Source organism: Mycobacterium botniense (genome assembly GCF_010723305.1).
GTDB classification, from domain to species: domain Bacteria; phylum Actinomycetota; class Actinomycetes; order Mycobacteriales; family Mycobacteriaceae; genus Mycobacterium; species Mycobacterium botniense.
Genome location: NZ_BLKW01000002.1, coordinates 2,025,162 through 2,044,307, shown reverse-complemented (window position 1 = coordinate 2,044,307; position 19,146 = coordinate 2,025,162). Strand labels below are relative to the sequence as shown.

Sequence of the window (19,146 nt, the reverse complement as noted above, 5' to 3'; positions counted from 1 at the left end):
CAGCACGTTATCGATATCCGGCTCAGGCGACTCAACCTCGCTGCCGATAAGCAAACCGCAGCCCGGGAGGCGCGCACACACCATGAGCAACTTCGACACGGTGGATTTCTTCACCGACGCGTCGCTGATTCCTGATCCGCACCCCTACTTCGATTACCTGCGGAGCAAAAACCCGGTGTTGCAGCTTCCGCACTACGGTGTTTTTGCCGTCACCGGCTATGAGGAAGCCACCGCCGTCTACAAGGACACCGACACCTTCTCCAACTGCGTCGCACTGGGCGGGCCGTTCCCACCGCTGCCCTTCCAACCCCACGGCGATGACATCAGCGCCCAAATCGAAGCACACCGCGACCAGTTTCCGATGTTCGAGCACATGGTCACCATGGACCCACCGGATCATACCCGGGCACGCTCGTTGTTGAGTCGGCTGCTGACCCCGAGCCGACTGAAGGAAAACGAGGATTTCATGTGGCGCCTGGCTGATCGTCAGCTCGAAGAATTCCTCGACAACGGTGAGTGCGAGTTCATCAGCGAATACTCAAAACCGTTCGCCACTTTGGTGATCGCCGATTTACTCGGTGTGCCTGAAGACGACCACAAGCAGTTCCGCACCGTCCTTGGTGCCGATCGTCCGGGCGCGCGGGTGGGTGCACTTAACCACGAATCGGTGGGTGTCAATCCACTGGAATGGCTCGATGACAAGTTCTGCTCCTATATCGAGGACCGTCGGCGCACACCGCGTGACGATGTGCTGACTGCGCTGGCGACGGCGAGATACCCGGATGGATCCACACCCGAGGTCATCGAGGTAGTGCGTTCAGCAACCTTCCTTTTCGCGGCCGGACAGGAAACGACCGCAAAGCTGCTCTCCGCTGCTCTGCAAGTGCTCGGCGACCGGCCCGACATCCAGCACCAGCTGCGGAAGGATCGCAGCCTGATTCCCGCCTTCATCGAGGAATCCCTGCGGATGGAGAGCCCGGTCAAAAGCGACTCGCGGCTGGCCCGCAGGGCCACCACGGTGGGCGGTGTCGACATTCCCGCCGGTGCGATCGTGATGGTGTTACCGGGAGCGGTCAACCGCGATCCCCGCCGGTTCGAGAACCCGCATGAGTTCCGCCTCGACCGCAAGAACGTCCGCGAGCACATGGCATTCGCCCGCGGGGTGCATACCTGCCCCGGCGGGCCGCTGGCCCGAGTGGAGGGGCGGGTCTCGATCGAGCGAATCCTGGACCGGATGAGCGACATCCGGATCAACGAAGCCAAACACGGCCCGGCGGATAACCGCCGCTACACCTACGAGCCCACGTACATCTTGCGGGGACTCAGCGAATTGCATCTCACTTTCACCACAGCCAGTTAAGCTCGCCTTACCGGCGAGTTTGCCGATCCGGGCGGTTCTCCTTCCACACCCATGAGCGGTATGAAACCGCAGCCCCGCACATCGTCAGCAGGTATCCAGCGTGACCGAACGCAGCTATCGGCTGAACAGCCATCTCAGATCTGGGCAATCACGCTCGAAGCGAGCAGTTCCAGCGTCTCATCCGACGCTCGGTCATGGGTGAAAAGCACCACCTGCCGAAAACCAAGCGCGTGAAGTTCATTGAGCCGATCCACGATGACCTGCGGGGTGCCGATAAGACCGCCTTCGTGTAAACCGAAACCCGGTGCACCGAAGCGTCTTTCGGCGATCTGACGGACCTTTGGCAGCGACGACTCGTCTGGGGCAAGCGCCATGACGGCTTCGATCGACAGGACAATGCTGGTCGGGTCGCGGCCTATATCGCCGCAAATCGACTGCAGAATAGAGATTTTGCGTTCAAGTTCGTTTAGCCCGTAAGTGGGCACGTTCCACACATCGGCGTAGCGCGCCACCAAGGGCAGAGTGTACTTTTCGCCCACGCCCCCAACGACGATAGGAGGCCGGGGCTGCTGCGCCGGGCCCGGCACGATCGGCATGTTGCGCACCGTGTAATGCTTGCCCGCGAAATCGATGACCCCTTTGCTGAAAGCCTGGCTCAAGATCTCCAGCGTCTCGGCCAGGCGCTCGCTTCGTTCGGCGAAGTTTCCCCAGGGCAAACCCGTTCGAGTGTGCTCGTCTTCGATGGAGCCGCTACCGATGCCGAGCTGCAGGCGGCCCGCCGCGATCTGGTCGAGGGTGGTCGCCATTTTGGCCAGCACGACTGGGTGGCGAAACTGGTTGCATAACACCATATGCCCCACCCGCAAGCGCTCGGTGCTGCTCAACAGCGCGGTCGCCAGCGTCCATGCTTCGAGCGAGGCGACGCCGGGGGCTCCGGGGCCATACAGGTGGTCGTAAAGCCACAGTGACCCGATGCCCAGTTCCTCGCAGCGCCGAGCCCGGTGCAGGACATCGTCATAGGAAAAGCCTATCTGGGGCACGTACACGCCGATGTCCAGATCCTTCACGTGCGCAACTCCAATCGTCGGTGGCTGATCCTGATTGCACCCGCGCAGGTGGCCTCGAACGCGACCGACCGTCGGTGCCATACACGTCCACGGTTAACTCGGCTGCGTGGGGCGTCGGGACGGCAAAGTGCGCAGCCACCCGTCTAACCCACCCGGAAACGGACCATCTCGCCTGATACGAACGACCTGGATCGCGCTCATGACGACGTCACCGGATCACCTTCGAGCCGCCGGAGGTAGCGCTCCACGAGCGCGACGATTTCGGCGTGACCGGCCGAGATACCGAGAGCTTCTTCCATGAACAGCACACCGGGCACGCCCGTCATCAGGAAGGCCACCGCGGCCGGCGGGAATCGCTGTGTGTCAACCCCGTAGCCTTTCAGGACGCGGGCCAATGTCCGTGTCTGCTCGTTGCGGAACCGCTCAGCGTAATGGGCGAGCTCCGTCCTGAGCTCCGCGCGGTGGTTGGCCAACGCGAAGAGTTCCATGGTGAAAACACTGAACGGCGGATTGTTGAACATCCGCCACAGCGCCCATAACGGCTGCGGCGAACTCAACGCTTTGGCGTTCGCCTTGAAGCTCTGCTCGGCGCGGCGACGGAACACTGCCAGCAGCAGATCGTCCATGCTGCGAAAGTAATAGTGCACGAGCTGAGATCGCAGACCCGCCTTCTCCGCCACCCGCCGCCCGGTGACGGCTGCCCAGCCCTCCTCGAGCATCAGCTGCTCGGCGGCGTCCAGCAGCGTGGCGCGGGTCTTCGCGTCCGGTGCCCCGAATCTGCGGGCCGATACCATCGTTACCCGCACTCGTGGGCAGCCCGGCCGGGCTTGAACAACATCGCCGGTGTCGGCCTCCTGAGTCTTGACCATGCGCAGCCCGCATGTTAAGCATGTGCTCAACCGTGTTGGGCGGGCGCTTAAATCCTACGTCGGCGGGAATATCACGCCTACCCGCAGGCCTGGTGCCGCGGATCCGAGGATTCAGAAAGGCGGGGTAATCAGTGGTGGGAATCCGGTGAATTGATGGCGACTCCGCAATGACTTTTCAGGCTTGCGCCGGGCCGGTGCAACCGCTGGCCCGGCCCGATTAACAGGGGCCAGCGGTGTTCTCGATGCGCTTCGACATGCGTGCCCCAGACTCGGGCGCGCCGGCGACACAGCTGTATGCGACCGCTATCGACATGTGCGCCTGGGCCGAGACACGTGGTTGCTCCGGCGTCGTGCTCTGTGAGCACCACGGCTCCCCGGACGGTTATCTGCCGACGCCACTGATCCTCGCTTCGGCTATCGCGGCACGCACCGAGCAGCTGGCGCTGACCTCGGTGGTAATCCTGCCGCTATATGACCCGGTTCGGCTCGCCGAAGAGATGGCGGTGCTCGATATCATCAGCCGGGGCCGGGTCTCGTACATATTCGGGTTGGGGTATCGGCCTGAAGAGTACCAACACTTCGGCGTGGATATGGGTGCGCGCGGGCGCATCGCCGACGAGAATCTGGCGATGCTGCGCCGGTTGCTCAGCGGTGAGACGGTCCTGCACCATGGGCGGCAGATCACGGTGACGCCGGCGCCGTGCACCGGCGGTGGCCCGATGATCATGTGGGGCGGTGGCAGTCTGGCAGCCGCCCGGCGTGCCGGAAAATATGGGCTGTCCTTTCTCGCGCAAGCCAACGTTCCCGGCTGCCGGGAAGCCTATGAGGCGGCCTGCCGCGCGCACGGGCACCAGCCGGGTATGACGTTGTTGCCGGACCGCGAGACCGCATCGGTGTGTTTTGTCGCCGATGACGTCGATCACGCCTGGGCAGAACTCGGCCCCTACCTGCTGCATGACGCGCGCGCTTACGCCGACTGGAACCCGGGAAACGACACCTCGGCCGGAATCGCGGACGTGCATACCATCGAGGAGTTGCGCGCGCTATCACGCACATATCGCATCTTCACCGTGCCGGAGGCCATCGCCCACGTCCGCGGTGGCGGCATGCTCACCCTGGCACCGCTGTGCGGCGGACTTCCACCCGATATCGCCTGGCCGTACCTGAAGCGCGTCACCGAGGCCGTCGTTCCGGCGCTGGCCCTCGATCCCGCCGGCGACGGGATGCACAACGATCCCACCGAACCCGGGCAGACCCGCGAGAAACAAGAGGCTTAGCAATGACCGACGCCAGCGTTGTCGACGTGTATTACGACCCATTCGATTTCGAAATCGATGATGATCCTTATCCGGTGTGGAAACGACTTCGCGACGAGGCGCCGCTGTACTACAACGAGAAATTCAACTTTTTCGCGCTGAGCCGCTACGCGGATGTGGCTCCCGCCCTTAACGACTGGGAGCGCTTCCGCTCCGGCCGGGGCACCACCGCTGACATCATGCTCAGCGGTTTCGAAATCCCGCCGGGCATCATTTTATGGGAAGATCCCCCAATTCATGATCTGCACCGTCGGCTGCTGTCGCGGGTGTTTACTCCCCGGCGGATGGAAGCGGTCGAGGGGCTGGCGCGCCAGTATTGCGTGCGAGCACTGGACCCCCACGTTGGTTCTGGCCGTTTCGATTTCATCGAAGACCTTGGGGCGCAGATGCCGATGCGGGTGATCGGGTACCTGGTGGGTATCCCCGAGGCCGACCAGGAGATGATCCGCAAACGCACCGATAGTCTCCTGACCTTGACAGAAGGCAAGCCCGCCTTCGACGCCACCAGTTTCGAGCAGTCCTACGAGATCTTCGCCGACTACATCGATTGGCGGGCCGATCATCCATCCGATGATCTGATGACCGAGCTGCTCAACGCCGAAGTGGAAGAACCGGACGGTACCCGGCGACGCCTGACGCGAACCGAGGTCCTGACCTACACCAGCACCATCGCCGGCGCAGGTAACGAGACGACCACGCGGCTGATCGGTTTCATTGGCCAACTGTTCTCCGATCATCCCGATCAGCGCCGCGAGATCGCGGCTGACCGTTCGCTGATTCCCCAGGCGATCGAAGAGGTGCTGCGGTATGAGGCGCCATCGCCGGTACAGGCCCGGTATGTCGCCACCGACGTCGAGTACTACGGGCGCACCGTCCCGGAGGGCTCCATCATGTTGTTGTTGAACGGATCCGCCAACCGCGATGAGCGGCGTTTCGCCGACGCCGAGCGCTTCGATATCCATCACACCGGCTCGCATCTAAGCTTCGGGCACGGTCTGCATTTCTGCCTGGGTTCGGCCCTGGCGCGCATGGAAGCCCGGGTCGCGCTTGACGAAGTGCTCAATCGCTGGCCCGATTGGCAGGTGGATTATGACAACGCGGTTCGCGCCCACACGGCCAGTGTGCGCGGTTGGGCGCGATTACCGGTGATCACCGGCTGACCGCGCGGCCATGACCGCCAAGACTATTGTCATCACCGGCGCCAGTGACGGGATCGGTGCTGCGGCGGCGCGCCGCTTGCGGCGAGCCGGGGAACATGTGGTGGTGATCGGCCGATCGGAGACCAAGACCCACGCGGTGGCCGCAGAACTGGATGCCGACTGTTTCGTGGCCGACTTCGCCGACCTGGCCCAGGTGCGAGCATTGGCCGAGAAGTTGCGTACGCGCTACCCACGGATCGATGTGTTGGCCAACAACGCCGGCGGCATGACACGCACGATCCGGATCACCAACGACGGGTATGAGCACACCTACCAGGTCAACTACCTGGCCCCGTTTCTGCTCACCACGCAGTTGATGGAGGTCCTGGTCGAGTCGCGCGCGTCGATCGTCAACACCACCAGTTCGTCGCAAAAGCTGCTGGGCAAGGTCAGCATCGACGACCTTCACAACACGCACCGCCATCGCCCCAGCACCGCATACGCCCTCACCAAGCTGGCAATCATCTTGTTCACCAAGGAATTACATCGTCGATACCATGGTGTGGGGGTGTCCGCGGTGACGTTTCACCCCGGCTATGTCGACTCCAACTTCGGTCCTGCATCGGGGTCACGGGTCTTGGCTTTCATGCGGCACCTGCCCACCACGCGTCTGGTTGCGACCGCAGACGAAGGAGCTGATCAACTGGTCTGGCTGGCTTCGGGCACCCCCGGTTTTGACTGGCAACCAGGCGAATACTACTCACGGCACAAGATCGCCAAACCGCACCGTGCAGCAGCGGATTCAGAGCTCGCCCGCGAGCTGTGGGACCGTAGCCTAGCCGTGGTCGCAGGTTAGGTGTCGCCGCGCGTCCAGAACGTTCGGCCGTCCTGCGCTATACAGACCAGAAACAGCCCGTCGGGCGCCTGCGCGACGTAGTTCTGGTACTGGGTGCAGTCCGCGTTCTCTTCCTTGATTCCCGCCATCGGCGGTGAGCGGAACCACCTGGGCTGATATCGACGCGGCGAGCCGCAGAACACCAGCCGACCCCAATCGGTGACCCCGAACACGTAATAGGTGGTATTGTCGCACGGCGCGCCGAGGACGACGCCCGGCGCGATACCCGGAGTACAGCTGGGGTAGTCGCAGACGGTCGGCCCCGCGGTGGCCGGTGGTGCGGTCAACACACCAGCGCCGACGAATGCTGCGTACGCTGCCACAGTGATGCGCACGCCAATACTGTGGCACAACCGAAAACAAAATTCTCCTATTTGGAGAAGATCACCTGTCCCGAGGGCCGCTGCGCCCTCCTGGCTCACCGGTGCCATCCTCGCTGTGCCCTCGGTCTAGTCAGTGTTTACGCAGCTTAGAGCCATCCATGGTGGAGATTCGCCAATCTGGCCAGCGCCCATCTAGTGATAATGTGGTTCTCCGTGCACGACCCGCACCGATGAGGAGGTCACCATGCCGCCGCGGCAGCGTCCACCGGAGGCGCGTGAGGCCGACCGTGGTGACAGCTCCCGGACGGGGGCCAACTCCCGCACCGAGCGACCGTGCCCGCCGAACGGTTCCGACGCCGACGGACTCACTGCAGTCGCGGAAGCGGAGGCAGAGGCCGCGCGGGCGGAAGCGCGCGCTCAAGCAGCCCGGGCACGTGCGCTGCGGCTACGTCGCCAGGCCGAGGCAGCGTCGGGCAATCAGCCCGACATGCCCGACAACGCAGACGCGGAAGGCAGCGAGCCCGCCGCCGAGACGCCCGCTAGGCCGCAGCTGCAGCTGCATTCCACTGACCCGGGTTCTGCGCGGCTCCGCGCCAACCGCATCACCGCCAGGCTGCATGCTCCGGGGCGAAAAACAGTGCTTGTCGGCGTCGCGATGGCGCTGATCTGCCTCGCGCTCGGGGCGAGCGGCTACATGGCCTGGCAGCATCAGACCGCCGTGCACCAACGACGGCTCGCTGCGGAGTTCGCTGCCGCCGCCCGCCAAGGCGCTGTGACGCTGATGTCGATTGACGCCAACCACGCCAAGGAGGACTTCCAGCGCATCATTGACAACTCCACCGGCCAGCTCAAAGACCAACTGGAGGTGACCTCGGCGTACCTGGTCGCAGGTGTGACGAATTCGAAGATCAGCACCAAAGCCAGCGTGGACGCAGTTGCCGTCGAGTCCATGACCGACAATTCCGCAGTCGTCCTGGTGGCTGCAAAGTCCGAGATCACTAATCCCGACAAGACGAAACAGCCACCGCCCCCGTGGCGGCTGAGCCTGAACATCACCCGCGACGGCGGCCAGCTCAAGATGTCGAAAGTCGAATTCGTGCCGTGACGGTCGACCAAGAATCGCCGGTGCACAGCGCTGAGCCGCGGCAGGACAGCACGGAAACTCCACGCGGCCGGAAAGAGCCCACCCGTTTCGTCAGCGTGATCGTGCGCTGGGCCCGACGCTGTCTGGCCGCCTGGCGCCCGATTGTGCTGACGGCGGCGGTGGTCGCCGCGCTGGGACTTGCAGCCGGGGTGTATTTCTTCCAGTACCGTCCGGATCAGCGGGTCGACGACGCGGTAGCCCGCCAGGCGATTCGAGCGGCTTCAGACGGTGCTGTGGCAACACTGTCGTACTCCCCCGAACACCTGGACCGTGATTTCGCCAAGGCGAAGACACACCTCACCGGCGATTTCCTGGCCTACTACAGCAAGTTCACCGAACAGGTTGTCGCGCCGACGGCCCGAGACAAGCACATCGCCACAACCGCCAAAGTGGTTCGGGCGGCGGTTTCGGAGTTACACCCGGATTCGGCCGTCGTGTTGGTGTTCCTCGACCAGACCACCACAACCAAAGACAAGCCGGAACCACTGGTGACTGCCAGTAGCGTCCGGGTGACGTTGACGAAGGTCAATGGTTCTTGGCTCATCGCGAAATTCGACCCCCTGCTATGAGCGCTGCGGTCTTTGTTTTGAATCCGCACCCGGTCGCGGCGGCCGGTGTTATTCTCATCGCGCGAGAGTGCCGCTACCGGATGCGGGCAACCGCATCGGCACGGTCGGATCGACGTGCGCCGAGGAGCTCGTGATGCGTTCGACGGGAACGGTCGCCACCGCAATGGTGTTGGTTGGCACTGTCTTCGGCGTCTTCGGCATGGCGTCGACGGCCCGGGCGACCACCAAGGAGGACGTGGCGCTCAACGGCACGTACCGCGCCACATCCATCGGCGATTGGGCCAAGACCAATGACCAATTCCACAACGAAGCAACAGTCACCAGCATATGGACGATCAGTTCCTCATGCACAACATTCGAGGAATGCACCGGCACGGTGACCAGCGACCAGGGTTGGAGCGCTCCGATATATACGCATGACGGAGCCCTCTGGTATGTGAAACGCGATGTGCCCAACTGGGAAACGTGCCCGGACGGCACCAGTTACACCGGGAAGCAGACGTTCTACTTCATTCCGGTGAACTCCAACGCTGAAGCGCAGATCGGCTCGCCGACGCTCGCGGGTAAGGACAAGACGGTTGGACCGAGCGGTGCCTGCGGGCAAAACAAGTGGCTCACCGTCGAGCTCCCGTTCCGTCTAGACAAGATCGGGTGATCGGCCGCTCGTAGCTCCCCCGGATCCAGCTGGGCGCCGGCGCTCCCAATCGGGTTCAGGCGGGCAGCATCAGGTCTTGCCATCTTTTGGCCGACCCCGGGTGCGCCAGGTCTGACTGCTGGTATAAGCGGCCATCGGGGCCGACGTATCGCCCAGTGCGCGGGTCGTACTGGGCGATCGCAACCAACGGTCCGGATGCCTTGGTCCCGAACGAGCTTGGAGCCGCCTGCGGCCGTGCACCAGTGACCGTGTCGGGTGCCGTGGCAACCGGCGGCGGTGCGGGCACCGGTGGCGGTGACGGAATCTCACCTGGGGCGGGTACGTCGAGTGGCGCGATGGACGCAAGGTCGGCCGACAGCGGTGACATGGTGGCCGCCGGTGGCGGTGTGGACGACGGCGCCGGCGGTGCGGCGTGCCCCGGTCCCGGCGGCCCGTATTCTCCTCTGGGCCCCGGCGGTGTTCCCCGTGGGACCGCCCCCGGCGGCAGCGGCGTTCCCTCCTTCGGGGCGAAGATCCTGTCACCGAAGGTGACCCGGTCATCGGGCGGGATGCCCTGGGCGAGCAGGTTTGGATCCAACGGGTAGGGGCCCAGCGTGTGCTGCCTCATCGCCAGCGGCTCGTATGGCTTGTCGCTATTGCAGATTTCGACCGTGGGAGCGCGTTTGCCGGGATGGCCCATGCACGGATAGTTGCGGGCGCCGCGAACGGCGATCGGCGAATCCTGCGGCAGTTTGCAGTACAGCCCGTCGGGTGTATCGATATCACTTTCGTCGGCCGGGGATCGCCATTGGCTGGGCGGCAGGAAGCCGACCGTGCAGATCGGCGGGTCGTCGATCGTGAGGGCGAAGTCACCTTCAGCCAAACCGTCCGAATGATTGGGCGGATTGGCTGTTTGCAGTGCGGCAACAATCGGTGGCAGCAGCACCAGCAACTGCTCCAACGAGGGGTGATATGTCACGCCGATCTGGCCGATGGTGGTGAGGTTGGCCAGCAGCACCGGCAGCGTCGGTTTGACCTGCTCGAGCAGCCGCGACGCCTCGTTGGCGGCTTCGGGTCCGTTCTGCAACAGGGTGCGCACCCGCGAATCGTCGGTCACCAGCACATCCGAGATCCCGGCGAGGCTGCGCGCCCAGGTTCTGATCGCGTCGGTGGTGCGTGCTTGTGAATCCAGCAGCGGGCCGGTGTCGTCGACGAGGCCACGGGTCCGGTTGGCGACACTGTTGGCGTCGCGGGAGACGGTGGCCGACGAGTCGAACAGTGATCCCAGGTCGAAACCGGACCCGTTGAAGCCGTGGAACGACTCATCAAGCAATCGGTTGAGTTTGTTCCCGGGAATGCTGTTGATCAAGGCGCTGACCTGATCGAGCATGGGCCCGACCGGTTGCGGGATCGTGGCGTCGCGCATGGGTATGACCGAACCGTCGCGCAGGTAAGGCGGGCCGTCGGTTCGCGGCCGCAAGTCGACGTACTGTTCGCCGACCGCCGAGATACTGCGCACCTCTGCTCGCAAGTCCGCCGGAATCTTGGGTGAGGTGGCCAGGGACAGCGTGGCTTTCGTGCCGTGGGGTGTCAGCCCCACCGCAGTGACTTTCCCCACCGGCACACCCCGGTAGGTTACGTTGGAAAACCGGTACAGGCCCCCTGAGGCCGGTAGCTCAAGGGTCACTGTCATGCGCCCGATGCCCAGCAAGGTCGGTACCTGGATATAGACGAGGGCCATCGCGATCACACCAACGATCCCCACGAACGTGAAGATCGCCAGCTGAATCCGGACAAAGCGGCTCAGCATCAGCCACCCCCTCCGTTGAGAGGGGCCGCCGGTGGCGGACCGGGCGGCGGGCCGTGATCGGCTGGTGGCGAAGGCGTTTCAGCCAGACCCGCACCGGGCAGCGGCGGTACTGCTCCGGCCGGCGGCGGACCAGGTAGCGACGGCGCAGCCCCGGGCGGCGGCGGCTGGGCACTCGCGGGTGGCGGCCCGGGGAGCTGCGGTGTCACGCCCGCATGCAGCGGATCCAGTGTGTAGTTCAACCAATACGGGTCTCCGGGTGCCGGCGGCTCCTCGGCACGTATTTGCCCCCAGTGGGTCCCCAAGAGCAGCCCTCGCTTGAGCCGCGGAATTGTCAGGTCCAAATGCGCAAACAGGTTGAAGTAGTCGCCGCGAACCCCGCGGTCGATGAAACTCTGGGGGAATGGAAATGTCGGCAAGTACGCCAGTTCGGCGTCGATATCCGGCCCGAGATCAGCCAGCGCACGGATAGTCGGCTCCAGATTCTTCAGGTTCCGCACCAAGTCGGCCTGGGTGTCGTTGACAAGCTTGGTGGCGGTGTCGCTGAAGACGCGAAGTTTGTCCAGGGCCGTCGTCAGGCGCGGCCGCTCTCTAATCAGCACGTCCAACGCGGGTGGGATCTTGCGCAGCGCCTGCGCGAGGACGTCGCGCTGTCCGGCGAATGTGGCCGAAAGCCGGTTCAGCGCTTGGATGGACGCGACGATGTTGTCGCGCTGCTGGTCGAGGGTGCCCACGAACGTGTCCAGGCGGGTAATCAGGTCACGCACGGCACCCTCCCGCCCGGACAAGGCGGCGTTGAAGTTGTGGATGATTTCGCCGATCTGGCCCAGTCCTCCGCCGTTGATCACGACCGCCAGCGACGACAGCGTTTGCTCTGTTGACGGATAAGTCGATGAGCGGTTCAGCGGGATGGTGGCACCCGGTCGCAGCCGTCCGCGCGCGGGCTGGCCCAGCGGCGGATTCAGCTCCAGATGCATCGACCCCAACAGGCTGGTCTGGCCGACGCTGGCCACCGCATTAGCGGGGACAACGACGTTATGCTTCACCGAAATCTCGACGTCGGCGTGCCAGCCTTTCACCCTCATCGGGCCGACGCTGCCGACCACGACGTCATCCATCAGGACCGGTGAATTCGATTCCAGCGTGCCGACGTTCGCGATCTCGACATGGTAGATGTCAGCTCCGGGCCCGCGTCCGACCGCGCCGGGCAACGGTAGCGAGTTCAGACCGTGGAAAGCGCATCCACTCGTGCCGAGCACGACGCAGGCGCCGATGGCCAGCGCCCGCCGAACGGCGGCCCGGGCGGTCATGGTTGCGGTCCTTCGGCCGGCAGCAGCATGCCCGGCAAACTCGGCGGCGGCGCGGGCGTGGTCGGCGGCGGCGGCAGCGGCATCGCTGCGCCCGGTATCCGCGCCGGCGGCACCGCCCCCGGCGGTCCCACCGGATCACCCGGCAGTCCGGTATATGCCGACACCGCGGGCGGCATCTCGGGCGGTCCGGGTTTGGGGCCCTCACCACCGGGCGCCAGCCGCGGCTCGGTGTAGATGATGTTTTCCGGGTGGGCCGACGGCTGCAGAAACGGGCTGATGGGGAACGGCAGATTGTTGAAGTTGAGCAGCCGCAACCCGGGACCGAGGAACAGGGCGCACAGTTTGCCCGTTTCGACCGCGGTCACGTTTTCGACGGTGGCGACTTGCGTGCAGCCGGGAATGGGCAGCGGCACCATTAAACCCGAGGCCACTGGATTGGCGAAATCTATTATCCCGAAGCCGCCCACGACGGTCCCGGTATCGGGGTTGTAGTCGCTGTAGAAGTTCGCGAGCGCATTCGGTGCGACGTGCAGAACGTTTTCCAATGCCATGTGCTGATCGGCCAGCGTCTGGGTGACATTGGCCAACCGCTGGATCTGCTCGCTGGTCCGGTCGCGGGTGCCGGCGATGAATCGCTGCACTTCGCCGACGGCCGTGGACAGCTCGTTCAGCGCCGCGTCCAGCTCGGATCGGCTGTCATTGACCACGCTGGTGAGGGTGGCCAGCCGGTCGTTGAACCGCACGATCTCAACGTTGCTGTCGCGCAGCGCGGTGACAAAGGTTTGCAGGTTTTTGATGATGTCGACGACGTTGCCACTGCCCTCGGCGAGAATCCTTCCCACCCCGGACAGTTGGGCCAGCGTCTGCCGGAGTTTGTCGCCGTTGCCTTCGAGTGCGTTTGCGGCCGTGTCGATGAACCGCGCCACCGAGGGCGTCGACACCTGACTGTTGGGCCCCAGATCCGTTGCCAACCGCATCAACTGGGTTTTCACTTCATCCCACTCGACGGGCACGGCCGTGCGTTCCACCGGTATCACCGCGCCGTCGGGCATGATGGGGCCGCTCGACCGATAGGCGGGAGTAAGCTGGACATAACGCGCCGCCACCAGATTCTGGGCGACGATCACTGCTTTCGCGTCCGCCGGAATGGGCACGCCGCGTTCGACCTCGAGGGTCACCTTGGCCTGCGTACCCTGCGGCTGAATCGACTTGATCGTGCCGACCTTGACACCGGAGACCCGCACCTCATCGCCGGGGTAGATCGCGGTCGCTGTGGTGAAGTAGGCGGTGATGGTCTGCGGGCGCAAAAACACGTCCCGGATGGTCAATACCGCGCCGGCAACGACGAGGCCCGCCAACGTGATCGCCAGCACGGCCGCCAGCCTGGTGCGCGGGATCATTGTGATCCTCCGATCCTTCCGCCCAACGTACAGCCAGGACACGGCGGAATAGCGTTGTACGGCCAGGGGACCAATTCCCGTGGTACCGGCGAGGGGAAGCCGGGTCCGCGAGCTGTGTCGAAGGTGCGGAAACCCCACAGGTAGTCCAGGAACGGCTGAAAAAGTTGCGGGATGAGGAAGTTGGGCACGAATGCTTGGTAGTAGAAGCCGCTGGCGACGGCCTCGCCCACCGTGATCTCATATTTCGCAAGTGCCGGCAGCGCTTGGCCGATATTGTCGCGGTTCTTCTCCAGCATCGCGATCACCGAATTCAGCTTCTCCAGCGTCGGCGCGAGTTTGCTTTCGTTGTCGTGCACCAACCCCGACAGCTGCTTAGCCACTGCCGACGTGCTGGCCAGCAGCGCGACGATCTCCTGGCGGCGCGCCACCAGGACCTGCAGCAGGTCGTCGGAGTTGAGGATCAGCTTGTTGACTTGCTGGCTGCGTTCGGAGAGAACTCCGCTGACATCGGCTGCGCTTTTGAACAAGTCGCCCAGCGTCTTGTTGCGGCCGTTGAGGGTTCGCGATAACCGTGTCAGCGCGTCAAAGGTCGGCCCCAGTTGCGGTGCGATCTGGTTGAGCGTCGCCGACAGCGTGTCCAGCGACTGGTTGAGCGTCGCGGTGTTGGTATCGGCGGCGTAGGTGGTGAAATCGCTGACCGCCTCGGTCAGGGAATACGGCGAGGAGGTCCGTGAGATCGGAATGACCTCCATCGGATGCATGGTCCCGCCGCCGGCCGACTCCAAGGTCAGCACCCGCTCGCCCAACAGCGTGCCGGTGCGGATGTGCGCGGTGGTGTCAGAGCCGAGCTGCACTTTTCCGTTGAGGCTGAACGTCACCAAAGCGTCGCCGTTGCGAAGCGATACCTTCGACACCGTGCCAACCTTGATCCCCGAGACCGTGACGTCGTTGCCCGCCGCGAGTCCGCCGGCTTCGGTGAACAACGCCTGGTAGCGCACCGCTGTCGCCCACGAAATCAGTTGCTGGGGCGACAGTCCGACCAAGATGATCAACACGGCCAGCACAGCGCCGATGAACCCCGCCTTGATCAGACCAGCTCCGCGATACTTCAACATCAGGGTTCCTTGCACCTTCCGGCCTCTGACTTGAACCACGGCGCAACCACTGTCTTGCCTTGCAGATCCGTGCCCCGGATCCACAACCCGCAGACGTAGTAGGGGATGGTGGCGCCGAATACACCCAGCCGGACCAGTTTGCGGTAGTTCTTCGGCGCTTTTTGGACAGCGGCGTCGAGGCGGTCTTTATCCTGATCGAGCAGCGGGGCCAACCGGCTCAGCTGCTCGACCGTGCCCGCCAGCGGCGGCCGTGCGCTAGACAGCAGATCCGCCAGTGACGCTGCTCCCCGGCTCAGCGCGTCGATAGCAGCGCCGATAGAATCGCGGTCTTCCGATAACCCGCCGATAAGCCGCTCGAGGCGATCGATCGCACCCGAGAACTTCTCACCGTCCTTCGACAGTGTGGCCACTACGGCGTTCAGGTTGTCGATGAGTTGTTGTACGGTTTGGTCGTTGTCGGCCAACGCGTTCGAGAACGATGCTGTTTTGGCGAACAACGACTCGAGAGTTCCGCCCTGGCCCTGGAAGACCTGCAGCAGCGCTGATGAGAGCGCATTGACATCGTGCGCATTCAGGCCCTGGATCACAGGTTTCAGCCCGCCGAGCAACAGGTCGAGGTCGAGCGCCGGGGAGGTGTGGTCCACCGGAATCTGCCCCCCGGCCGACAGCCGCTTGGTTGATCCCGGGCCGTCGAGGAGTTCAAGGTAGCGATCCCCGACCAGGTTGAGGTAGCGAACTGCCGCCCTGGTGCCATCAGTGAGCACGATGCTGCGGTCGGCGTCGAATTTGACCACAACCTTTTTGTCGGGGCGCAGCGAGACACCGTTGACGGTTCCCACCCGGATGCCCGCGACCCGCACCGAATCTCCAGACTTAAGCCGCGAAACATCATTGAAAACCGCGGAATACCCGGTTGTCGCACCGGTGCGGTACTGGCCGAAGATGAAGAACAAAAACGCGGTCAGTACCGCCATCACGATGGCGAAGACTCCGAACTTGATCAGCGTCGCGCGCATTGAGCCCATCATCCGGGCTCTCCGATCTGGGCGGAGTTGCGCGGTGGACCAGCGATCGGACCGTAGAGCAGCTGTTTGAGAAGGTCAGAGTTGATCAGCAGCTGCTGGTTCCCGTATTCCCAAGGGTTCGCGCCGACATCGGCGACCACGTACGGCTCATAGGAGCCGAACGGAATCCTCGGCAGGTCCAGGCATTGTGGGCCGCCCGTCGCGGCGACTTTCGGTAAATGCGTCGGATACCGGTAGCGCTCGGCGCCCCACGTGAGGCTGGCCGATATCGCGATTCCTGGTTCATACAACGGGAAACCCTTCGCCAACACCCCGACCCCGGCAAGGCCGCAGTTCAGGGCCTTGTTGTACTGGTTGGTCAGATCGGTGGTGGGCACCAGCAGGTGCAGGACCTCGGTGAGCGGTTTGCGGTTGCTGCCCACCACGTCGTTTCCGATGTCGGCCAAACCGATCGCGCTGACCAGCAACGCATCCAGGTTGCGTTGCTCATCGACGATGGTCTTGCTGATCTTGGTCGCATTGGCGGCAGTTTTGACCAGATCCGGTGCCGCGTCGGCGTACGCATTGAACACCGGCGGTGACATCGCGATGTCGCGGTTGAGGGCGGGAAGGCTGGGATCCACCGTGGCCAGAAAAGAATCCAGGTCGCTTAGCGCCTGGCCCAGTTTGGCGCCCCGGCCGCTGAACGCTTTCGCCAACGCGCCCAGGGTCTCGTTCAGTTTTTCCGGCTCGATCTTGGACAGTACGGATGTCAACTGCTGAAAAACAGTGTTGATTTCAACCATGACGTGTTTGGTGTCGAGCACCTCTCCGGCGCGCAGATGCTGCGGTGAGGGCTCGGCCGGCGGCACCAGGTCGACAAACTTGGCTCCGAAAACCGTCGACGATGTGATGTCGACCAGCACATTTGCCGGAATGAAACGCAGCTGCGACGGATAGATCGCCAGGCGAAGAGCTGCTTGGCCGTTGGGTAGCGGCTCGATCGAGGCAACCTTGCCCACCTGCACACCGCGCATCTTCACCTTGGCGTCCGGGTTCATCACCAGGCCGGCGCGCGGCGACAGCACAGTCACCGGCACGGTGGAGGTGAAGCCGCCGCGAAAGAGGGTCGCGGCCACGGCGAAAATCCCGGCGATCACGGCGATCGTTGCCAGACCCGCCAGAGGACGCAGGTAGGCTGGAGCGCCTCTGCGCGGGCTGACAGCCGCCGGCCGCTGCTGGCCCCCGACTGGCCTTGGATTCAGCCCGATCGTTCCAGTCACCCAGCCTCCTCACCCGGACAGGTTGAAGTTGCCGTTGGCGCCATAGATGGACAGCGAGACTAGCAAGGTCACCGATACCACCACGACCAGCGAGGTGCGCACCGCGTTACCTACCGCGACACCGACACCACTGGGTCCACCCGAGGCGAAATAACCGTAGTAGGTATGGATCAGCAGAATCGTCAGTGCCATCAGGACGGCCTGCAGAAACGACCACAACAAATCGATCGGATTGAGGAAGGTGTTGAAGTAGTGGTCGTAGAGGCCGGCGGATTGCCCGAACAAAAACACCGTCACCCCCCGGCTCGCCACGAATGACAAGATGACCGCGATGGAATAGAGGGGGGTGATTGCGATCATCCCCGCCACCAGGCGGGTGGACACCAGATACGAAATCGGGCGAATTGCCATGGACTCCAGCGCGTCGATTTCCTCGTTGATCCGCATGGCGCCCAACTGGGCGGTCACGCCGGCGCCGAAGGTGGCTGCCAGGCCGATGCCGGCGACCACCGGGGCGGAGATACGCACGTTGATAAAAGCCGCCAAAAACCCGGTCAACGCCTCGATACCGATATTGCCCAGCGAGCTGTAGCCCTGGACCGCCAACGTCCCGCCGGCAGCCAGCGTCAAGAAGCCGACGATCACCACGGTTCCGCCGATCATCGCCAACGTGCCTGCGCCCATGCTGATTTCGGCGATCAGCCGCACCACTTCCCGCCGATAGTGGGCGGTGGCGAACGGCGCCCCGGCCAGCGCCTTGCCGTAAAACAGGGTGTGGTCGCCGATGCGGTTCAGCGTGGTCAGCACGGTGGTGAACGGCCGCTCAAGTTCGCGGGTCAGTCGCGGATAGGTGGCTCGAAGCGTCACGGACAGTCCCCTATTTGGCCGTCATCTGGATACCGATAGCGGTGACCACTACGTTGACGACGAACAATGCCATGAACGCATACACCACGGTTTCGTTGACCGCGTTACCGACTGCTTTGGCGCCCCCGCCCGTGATCGTCAACCCCCGATAACAGGCGACTAATCCGGCGATCAGGCCGAACAGTGCCGCCTTGACGCAGGAAATGATCACCTCGGGCACTCCGGTCAGCAAGGTGATACCGGCGGCGAACGCGCCGGGGTTGACATCTTGGACGAACACCGAGAAGGTGTAGCCGCCCAAAATCCCGATGATGACCACCAGACTGTTCAGCAGCAGCGCGACCAGCCCCGCTGCCAGCATGCGCGGGGTCACCAACCGCTGTACTGGGTTGATGCCCAGCACCTCCATGGCGTCGATCTCTTCGCGAATGGTTCGTGAGCCCATGTCCGCGCACATCGCGGTGGCACCGGCACCGGCCACGATCAAGACGGTCACCAGGGGGCCGACCTGGGTAACCGCGCCGAACGCAGCACCTGCCCCGGACAGGTCGGCCGCACCCAGTTCGCGCAACAAAATGTTGAGTGTGAAGCTGACCAGCACGGTGAACGGGATGGCCACCAACAATGTTGGCGCCAGGGAGACCCGAGCGACGAACCAGGCCTGCTCGAGGAATTCCCGCCAATAAAACGGCCGGCGAAATGCGAACTTGACTGCGTCCGCGGCCATTGCGAACAGACCACCGACGGCTTGCATCGGCGCCGCGAGATCGCGCCCGAACGTCACACCCGGAGACCACCGGTCCGGCCCGTTAGTCGCCATCGCCACCTGGCCTTCCCAGCAGCTTCACAGTCGACACACCTCCGACCCGCGGGTCTTTCGAACCGGTTGCGCGGAGCTTATCCGCACCGCGGACCGGTACGGCACCGAATGCATCAGATGCGACCGCACATCGACGTATTGCCTACCGCGTCCCCGGTGCTCGCACAAGGGTTTTTCCGGCGGCCAAAACATTTCGCCGCAAACCTGCTCGTCGTTACCGGCGA

18 protein-coding genes are annotated in these 19,146 nt (G+C 63.9%); 7 read left to right on the top strand and 11 right to left on the bottom strand.

Annotation, left to right across the window (positions count from 1 at the left end):
• Positions 1–82: 82 nt before the first annotated feature.
• The gene (locus G6N08_RS09660) at positions 83–1,360 is read left to right on the top strand and encodes a cytochrome P450 (RefSeq protein WP_163756399.1); all 1,278 of its coding nucleotides are present in this window, start codon (positions 83–85) and stop codon (positions 1,358–1,360) included.
• A gap of 134 nt (positions 1,361–1,494) precedes the next feature.
• Here the strand turns inward: G6N08_RS09660 and G6N08_RS09655 are convergent, their stop codons facing one another.
• Positions 1,495–2,427, bottom strand: coding sequence for an LLM class flavin-dependent oxidoreductase (locus G6N08_RS09655; RefSeq protein WP_174813268.1), 933 nt, complete (start codon positions 2,425–2,427; stop codon positions 1,495–1,497).
• A 197-nt stretch (positions 2,428–2,624) separates the two neighbouring features.
• Positions 2,625–3,296, bottom strand: coding sequence for a TetR/AcrR family transcriptional regulator (locus tag G6N08_RS09650; RefSeq protein ID WP_308494704.1), 672 nt, complete (start codon positions 3,294–3,296; stop codon positions 2,625–2,627).
• A 233-nt stretch (positions 3,297–3,529) separates the two neighbouring features.
• Between G6N08_RS09650 and G6N08_RS09645 the strand changes: the two genes are divergently transcribed.
• Genes G6N08_RS09645 through G6N08_RS09635 form a run of 3 tightly spaced genes read left to right on the top strand, consistent with a single transcriptional unit; the run spans position 3,530 to position 6,607 of the window.
• Positions 3,530–4,573: an LLM class flavin-dependent oxidoreductase gene (locus G6N08_RS09645; protein WP_163756395.1), complete on the top strand. Its 1,044-nt coding sequence runs from the start codon at positions 3,530–3,532 to the stop codon at positions 4,571–4,573.
• 2 nt (positions 4,574–4,575) lie between these two features.
• On the top strand, positions 4,576–5,772 hold the full coding sequence (locus tag G6N08_RS09640) for a cytochrome P450 (RefSeq protein WP_163756393.1): 1,197 nt from the start codon (positions 4,576–4,578) through the stop codon (positions 5,770–5,772).
• Positions 5,773–5,782: 10 nt separating this feature from the next.
• Positions 5,783–6,607, top strand: a complete 825-nt coding sequence (locus G6N08_RS09635; protein WP_163756391.1) for an SDR family NAD(P)-dependent oxidoreductase — start codon at positions 5,783–5,785, stop codon at positions 6,605–6,607.
• On the opposite strand, the gene G6N08_RS09630 is transcribed toward G6N08_RS09635, so the two are convergent.
• Complete coding sequence (locus tag G6N08_RS09630; RefSeq protein ID WP_174813267.1) at positions 6,604–6,981, bottom strand: hypothetical protein; 378 nt, start codon at positions 6,979–6,981, stop codon at positions 6,604–6,606. The genes G6N08_RS09635 and G6N08_RS09630 overlap by 4 nt on opposite strands.
• 232 nt (positions 6,982–7,213) lie before the next feature.
• Between G6N08_RS09630 and G6N08_RS09625 the strand changes: the two genes are divergently transcribed.
• The 3 genes from G6N08_RS09625 (at position 7,214) to G6N08_RS09615 (ending at position 9,337) form a co-directional block, all read left to right on the top strand.
• Positions 7,214–8,074, top strand: a complete 861-nt coding sequence (locus G6N08_RS09625; protein WP_174813233.1) for an Rv1363c family protein — start codon at positions 7,214–7,216, stop codon at positions 8,072–8,074.
• Positions 8,071–8,682 (top strand): hypothetical protein, encoded by a 612-nt coding sequence (locus G6N08_RS09620; protein WP_163756389.1) that lies wholly within the window; start codon positions 8,071–8,073, stop codon positions 8,680–8,682. The genes G6N08_RS09625 and G6N08_RS09620 overlap by 4 nt, the downstream gene beginning before the upstream one ends.
• Before the next feature lie 133 nt (positions 8,683–8,815).
• Positions 8,816–9,337 carry an Rv2253/PknI dimerization domain-containing protein gene (locus G6N08_RS09615; RefSeq protein WP_163756386.1) on the top strand — a complete coding sequence of 174 codons (522 nt, stop codon included), beginning with the start codon at positions 8,816–8,818 and terminating at the stop codon, positions 9,335–9,337.
• A 55-nt stretch (positions 9,338–9,392) separates the two neighbouring features.
• Here the strand turns inward: G6N08_RS09615 and G6N08_RS09610 are convergent, their stop codons facing one another.
• From G6N08_RS09610 to G6N08_RS09575, 8 genes are all read right to left on the bottom strand, one after another.
• Complete coding sequence (locus G6N08_RS09610) at positions 9,393–11,126, bottom strand: MCE family protein (RefSeq protein ID WP_163756384.1); 1,734 nt, start codon at positions 11,124–11,126, stop codon at positions 9,393–9,395.
• Entirely contained in the window at positions 11,126–12,433 is a 1,308-nt protein-coding gene (locus G6N08_RS09605; RefSeq protein ID WP_163756382.1) for an MCE family protein, read from the bottom strand. Before G6N08_RS09605 ends, G6N08_RS09610 begins: the two co-directional genes overlap by 1 nt.
• Entirely contained in the window at positions 12,430–13,833 is a 1,404-nt protein-coding gene (locus G6N08_RS09600) for an MCE family protein (protein WP_163756379.1), read from the bottom strand. Before G6N08_RS09600 ends, G6N08_RS09605 begins: the two co-directional genes overlap by 4 nt.
• A complete protein-coding gene (locus G6N08_RS09595) occupies positions 13,830–14,948 on the bottom strand; it encodes an MCE family protein (RefSeq protein ID WP_163756377.1) in 1,119 nt (372 codons plus the stop codon). The genes G6N08_RS09600 and G6N08_RS09595 overlap by 4 nt, the downstream gene beginning before the upstream one ends.
• Positions 14,948–15,973 (bottom strand): MCE family protein, encoded by a 1,026-nt coding sequence (locus G6N08_RS09590; RefSeq protein WP_371869010.1) that lies wholly within the window; start codon positions 15,971–15,973, stop codon positions 14,948–14,950. The genes G6N08_RS09595 and G6N08_RS09590 overlap by 1 nt, the downstream gene beginning before the upstream one ends.
• A complete protein-coding gene (locus G6N08_RS09585; RefSeq protein ID WP_246216720.1) occupies positions 15,973–17,145 on the bottom strand; it encodes an MCE family protein in 1,173 nt (390 codons plus the stop codon). Before G6N08_RS09585 ends, G6N08_RS09590 begins: the two co-directional genes overlap by 1 nt.
• Before the next feature lie 99 nt (positions 17,146–17,244).
• Entirely contained in the window at positions 17,245–18,102 is an 858-nt protein-coding gene (locus G6N08_RS09580) for an ABC transporter permease (RefSeq protein WP_163756373.1), read from the bottom strand.
• Positions 18,103–18,112: 10 nt separating this feature from the next.
• Positions 18,113–18,922 carry an MlaE family ABC transporter permease gene (locus G6N08_RS09575; RefSeq protein WP_163756371.1) on the bottom strand — a complete coding sequence of 270 codons (810 nt, stop codon included), beginning with the start codon at positions 18,920–18,922 and terminating at the stop codon, positions 18,113–18,115.
• Between the last annotated feature and the right edge of the window lie 224 nt (positions 18,923–19,146).